We start from the raw sequence: 4,762 nt of genomic DNA on the forward strand, positions 1-4,762 counted from the left end.
GCGCCCTCTGCGATGCAGGGCTCCTCGGATCGATGGGCAGAGTCGGCGCCTGCGCGGACAACGCTGCGATGGAATCGTTCTTCGCCCTGCTGCAGAAGAACGTCCTCAACCGGAAACGATGGACGACCCGGGAAGAGCTCCGGCTGGCGATCATCACTTGGATCGAAGCGACCTACCACCGGAAACGACGCCAACGCGGTCTTGGGAAGTTGACCCCAATCGAGTACGAGACGATCATCAACCCACAGGTCGCACTCGCGGCCTAAACGAACGAGTCAACCAAACCTGCAGCAGTCCCAAGTCTCTGCACCGTACGCCTACGCGATTGCGGGTACGGCACCGACGCCGTCCCTCAAGATCACGAAGAGGAACGAGAACGCGTCCGGACCGGCGACCGCAACAGCAACGACTGTCTACAACTCTTCGAGGGGCGGCGGCTCCTTCACGGCGAGCCTCTCTCTCAAAGTCGGCAACAACAAGGCAACCAGCACCAAGGGAGGCTCCTGGTGAGCACGACGAACTCGGTCAAGAAGGTCACAATCACTGCCGTCGTCGTCGGGGCACTCTGCTCCGGCATGTTCGGCGCGCTTCCCGCTTCGGCCACGACGACGACCCAGGACCAGACAGCGCTCCGGGAATGGTTCACCAGCCAAGGTGTCCAGTCGGCGACGCAGGATGCGCTCATCGCCAAGCTCGACAGCGGCAGTCTCCTCGACTCGATGTCGCAATCCGTTGAACCGACCAGTACGACCAGCGTGCAAACAGCGACCGAGCTCGTGAGTCGATCCGTCTACCCAGACGGGTCCGTCGCCGTCACCTCGCTCGAGAAGCCGGCGGTCACCGCTGGGGGCGCGAAGGCCGGGTCTCGCTCGCTTCAACCCCAGCAGATCACAGGATGCAAGGAATCCAACGGTGGCGGCTACGTCGTCGAGTCCAACTGCAAGGTCGAGATCGCCACGGGCCCGTACGACCTCTGGTTCAACGCGACCTACGAGCGCTACACCGGAGGGGCACAGATCGACACCGCGAACAAGGCGAACGCGGTGGTGAAGTACGGCAATCTGGTTGCTGCACCGACCGTGACCATCAAGCGGAAGAAGCAGGACGGCTCCCTCGAGGCGTACGCACAGGAACACGCGCTGTACAAGTCGACCAGCCTCGGATCGAGCGAGGATCTCTACGTCTCGCTGCGGGTCACGACATCGAGAGCTTGGACGACCAACTACTGATCGCGCGCTCGGCGTAGAGTCAGCGCAGACGAACCTGTCCGTCTTCTTGAGGGGAATCCAATGCTGATCCCAGGTTTCATCCCGGTCGTGCTCGTGGTCACGTTCATCCTGATCGGCACCGCGGTGTGGGGGTCCTTCAAGAAGGGACCGACCCAACGCCGCCAGGACTCGGAGGCACGCGACCGACGGGCACAGCACACGGGCGATCAGCCCTAGCGGTCAACAGGAGAGGCATGCCTTCGGGCGTGCCTCTCCTGTCTTGTGCGCGTGCATCGCTTCGTTCGAGCTGCAACCTCGTGCAGGATGCCCGCAACACCCGGAGCATCATCGGACGGAGTGCCGCTGGTTGGTTCGAACTACCTTCCGTTCCGCGTGAGGTGTTCGGCGCGTCCGCGGACGCCAGTGATGCGCCGATCCCGGACATCAGTGCTGACGGGCGTTCCACGGGTTCCGGGGATGCGCTCGTCGTCGACCGCCGCCGAGGGGAAGCCGGAGGCATCCGCTCCGCGCTCGACCAGGACCACCGGGGCGCCTTGCGCCCGCAACAGGACGAGGCTCGACAGGTCCTCTGCCGCTGGCGTGGTGAGGCGCCCGGCGAGACGGCGTTCTTCGAAGAGGCCCACGTAGACGTGCTCCCGCTCGGCGGAGTCGTCGCTGTTACCGACCAGCACGGCGAGTCCGCATTCCGCAGCAGCGCCCTCGACGCTGCGGGCGACGTCCGAGACGAAGAGGTTCCCGGCGTCGAGCACGACGAGGCCGACCGTCGTGCTGCGTCCGGCGCGCAATCGTCTCGCCTGGTCGTTCAGAAGGAACCCGACTTCCGAGATGGCGCGCCGGATCCGGTCCGCCCGCTCCGCCTCCAGGATTCGAACCCGGACCTAACGGCACCAAAGGCCGTCGTGCTGCCGTTACACCAAGGCGGAACACACCCCTCGGGGTGCGCGACCATCCTCCCACGACCGTACGGCTGGCCGTGTCCGACGGGTTCGGCCAAGATGGAGGGATGCCGCAGCAGGACGAGGTCGACCGGATCGTCGCTGCGTGGCGCGGGGAACGCCCCGACCTGGACTTCGGCCCGCTCGAGGTCCTGTCCCGCGTGGACCGGCTCGCCCGGCACCTCGACCGTGCTCGACGAGCAGCCTTCGATGCGAGCGACGTCGAGCCGTGGGAGTTCGACGTGCTCTCGGCCCTCCGCCGTGCGGGTGAGCCCTACGAGCTGAGCCCGAAGTCGCTGCTGCAGCAGACCCTGGTGTCGAGCGGCACGATGACGAACCGCGTCGACCGGCTCGCCGCCCGGGGCCTGGTGTCCCGCCGGACCGACCCGCGGGACGGCCGGGGCATCCTCGTGTCCCTGACCGCCACCGGTCGCGCGGCGGTCGACGCGGCGATCGCCGATCTGCTCCGCGCCGAGCGGGACATCCTGGCAGGTGTCGCCGACGACGAGCAGGACCAGCTGTCCGGCCTCCTGCGGCGCCTGATCCTCGGGCTGGGCGACTAGCGCGTCCCCCCGACGCACCGAGAGGGGTCGATGGAGCAGGAACCGTCGGCTGTACGCCCGTCACCCGACATCTCCTGCTCCATCCCCGCGACGGGACGCGAGCCAGCGCCACCGCCGCCCGGAGATGTCAGACCCCGAGCACCTCGGCGACCTCGAGCCACCGCTCCTCGAGCTGCTCCACCTCGGCGTCGAGCGCCGCGAGCTTCGTCTGCAGCTCCCCGAGCCCCGCGTAGTCGGACTGGTCGTGCGCCGCGAAGGCGTCGAGCAGCTTCTGCCGGTCGGCACCGGCCTTCGCGATCTTGCGGTCGAGCGCCGACATCTCCTTCTCGGCGGTGCGACGGTCCGCACCCGACAGCGCCGGAGCCGAGCCGGCCCCACCGACCGGACCCGCGCCTCCCGACCCGGCCACGGACCCGGCCGAGCCCGCGGACCCGGCCGTGTCGGGCCTCCCGGCCGAGGCGGCGGCAGCCGCTGATGCGGTCTGCGGGACGGAACCCGACGCGCGCAGCCGCACGTACTCGTCGACGCCGCCCGGCAGGTGCCGGAGGCGACCGCCGAGGACCGCGTACTGCTGGTCGGTGACGCGCTCGAGCAGGTACCGGTCGTGCGACACGACGAGCAGGGTGCCCGGCCAGGTGTCGAGCAGGTCCTCCATCGCGGCGAGCATGTCGGTGTCGAGGTCGTTGGTCGGCTCGTCGAGGATGAGCACGTTCGGCTCGTCGAGCAGGATCAGCATGAGCTGGAGCCGGCGCTTCTGGCCACCGCTCAGGTCCTTCACCGGCGTCGACAGTTGCTCGGACGTGAACCCGAGCCGTTCCAACAACTGCGACGGCGTCATCTCCTTGCCGTCGGCGACGTAGCTCGTCTTCTTGCGGGCGACGACCTCGCGGACGCGGTCGTTCGCGAACTGCGCGAGGTCGGCGAGCTGCTGGTCGAGCACCGCGACCTGCACGGTCTTACCGGTCTTCACCCGGCCGACGGTGGGCTGCAGCTTGCCGGAGACCAGGTTGAGCAGCGTCGACTTGCCGGCACCGTTCGGCCCGAGGATGCCGGTCCGCTCCCCCGGTGCGATGCGCCACTCGATGTCACGCAGGATCACGTCGTCGCCGAAGGTGACGCCGATGTCGAGCAGGTCGACGACGTCCTTGCCGAGCCGCGCGGTCGCCGTCTGCGACAGCGCGACGGTGTCGCGGATCGGCGGGACGTCGTCGATGAGGGCGTTCGCCGCGTCGATGCGGAACTTCGGCTTGCTCGTGCGCGCCGGGGCACCGCGGCGGAGCCACGCGAGCTCCTTGCGCGCCAGGTTCTGGCGACGCTGCTCTGACGCCGCCGCCTGCCGGTCACGCTCGACCCGCTGCAGGATGTACGCCGCGTAGCCGCCCTCGAACGGCTCGACGACGCCGTCGTGGACCTCCCACGTGTCGGTCGACACCGCGTCGAGGAACCACCGGTCGTGCGTCACCACGACCATGCCGCCCTGGTTCGACGACCAGCGACGGTTGATGTGGTCGGCGAGCCACTGGATGCCCTCGACGTCGAGGTGGTTCGTCGGCTCGTCGAGGAACAGGACGTCCCAGTCGCCGACCAGGAGCTTCGCGAGCGCGATCCGTCGCCGCTGACCACCGGAGAGGTCATCGACGACGGCCTCCCACGGGATGTCCGACACGAGGCCGCCGATCACGTCGCGGATCTTCGGGTCGCCGGCCCACTCGTGTTCCTCGAGGTCGCCGACGACGGTCGCGCCGACCGTCGCACCGGCCGGCAGGACGTCGCGCTGGTCGAGGTATCCGACCGTCAGGCCGCGGCGGTGCGTGACGCGGCCGGCGTCCGGTTCGAGGCGCTGGGCCAGCAGGGCGAGCAGGGTCGACTTGCCGTCACCGTTCCGGCCGACGACGCCGATCCGGTCGCCCTCGTCGAGGCCGATGGTGACGCTGTCGAAGACGACACGGGTGGGGAACTCGAGATGCATGTTCTCGGCGCCGAGGAGATGAGCCACCCGTCAAGGGTAGGCGGCGCGCGGGGGTGCGGGGTGCGC

The 4,762-nt window shown here is 68.7% G+C and carries 6 protein-coding genes and 1 tRNA gene; 4 read left to right on the forward strand and 3 right to left on the reverse strand.

Annotated elements, in window-relative coordinates; genetic code table 11:
• The 3 genes from BEP24_RS15880 to BEP24_RS17740 all read left to right on the forward strand — a co-directional run.
• Positions 1 to 266: integrase core domain-containing protein (locus tag BEP24_RS15880; RefSeq protein WP_141693497.1), on the forward strand; the 266-nt coding region annotated here is incomplete at its 5' end.
• Between the two features lie 240 nt (positions 267 to 506).
• Positions 507 to 1,229, forward strand: a complete 723-nt coding sequence (locus BEP24_RS15885) for a hypothetical protein (protein ID WP_065965087.1) — start codon at positions 507 to 509, stop codon at positions 1,227 to 1,229.
• Positions 1,230 to 1,289: 60 nt separating this feature from the next.
• Complete coding sequence (locus BEP24_RS17740) at positions 1,290 to 1,445, forward strand: hypothetical protein (protein ID WP_171898847.1); 156 nt, start codon at positions 1,290 to 1,292, stop codon at positions 1,443 to 1,445.
• A 140-nt stretch (positions 1,446 to 1,585) separates the two neighbouring features.
• Here BEP24_RS17740 and BEP24_RS15890 read toward each other — a convergent pair whose 3' ends face one another.
• Entirely contained in the window at positions 1,586 to 2,014 is a 429-nt protein-coding gene (locus tag BEP24_RS15890) for a hypothetical protein (protein ID WP_290439188.1), read from the reverse strand.
• Between the two features lie 66 nt (positions 2,015 to 2,080).
• A tRNA-Gln gene (locus tag BEP24_RS15895) sits at positions 2,081 to 2,152 on the reverse strand.
• Positions 2,153 to 2,232: 80 nt separating this feature from the next.
• Between BEP24_RS15895 and BEP24_RS15900 the strand changes: the two genes are divergently transcribed.
• On the forward strand, positions 2,233 to 2,727 hold the full coding sequence (locus tag BEP24_RS15900; protein WP_065965091.1) for a MarR family transcriptional regulator: 495 nt from the start codon (positions 2,233 to 2,235) through the stop codon (positions 2,725 to 2,727).
• Positions 2,728 to 2,854: 127 nt separating this feature from the next.
• On the opposite strand, the gene BEP24_RS15905 is transcribed toward BEP24_RS15900, so the two are convergent.
• A complete protein-coding gene (locus BEP24_RS15905) occupies positions 2,855 to 4,723 on the reverse strand; it encodes an ABC-F family ATP-binding cassette domain-containing protein (RefSeq protein WP_065965095.1) in 1,869 nt (622 codons plus the stop codon).
• Positions 4,724 to 4,762: the final 39 nt, after the last annotated feature.

It is taken from the genome of Curtobacterium sp. UCD-KPL2560 (assembly GCF_001705035.1).
In the GTDB taxonomy this organism is placed as follows: Bacteria; Actinomycetota; Actinomycetes; order Actinomycetales; family Microbacteriaceae; genus Curtobacterium.